The organism is Oleiphilus sp. HI0128, assembly GCF_001635365.1.
The window spans coordinates 1-589 of the sequence record NZ_LWGG01000653.1 but is presented as its reverse complement, the minus strand read 5'-3'; the positions used below and the strand labels follow the sequence as shown (position 1 = coordinate 589).

General features: G+C 45.5%; 1 protein-coding gene. It reads right to left on the bottom strand.

Annotated features, from left to right (window positions below):
• The coding region (locus A3763_RS08200) for a helicase-related protein (RefSeq protein ID WP_255376615.1) at positions 1 to 589 on the bottom strand (589 nt) is incomplete at both ends.

Below are 589 nucleotides of genomic sequence, written 5' to 3'. Positions count from 1 at the left end.
TCTGATATCGCCTTCTCCATTGATCGTGTGATTTTATCTCCATATAAGATCGCTCTGCCCTTAACGTTTCTAGCCGCCCGCCCTATCGTCTGAATCAGTGATCTTTCGGAACGAAGAAAACCCTCCTTATCAGCATCGAGAATTGCAACCAGGGCAACTTCCGGCATATCAAGCCCTTCTCTTAACAGATTAATACCTACCAGGACATCAAACTCACCACGACGTAAGTCCTGAATAATTTCAATTCTTTCGACAGTATCTATATCGGAATGCAAGTATCTGACTTGAACGCCATGCTCCATTAAGAAATCTGTGAGATCCTCAGCCATACGCTTTGTTAGCGTTGTAACCAACACTCTTTCGTCTAGCTCGGTTGCCGCATTAATCTCCGACAGCAAATCATCTACTTGAGTTGTAGCAGGCCTCACTTCTATTAGAGGATCAAGCAACCCCGTCGGCCTAACGACCTGCTCAACGGTTTTGTCAGCATGCTCTTCTTCGTAGGTTGATGGTGTCGCGGAAACAAAAATAGACTGGGGAGATATACGCTCCCATTCTTCAAAACGCATAGGCCTATTATCAAGTGCCG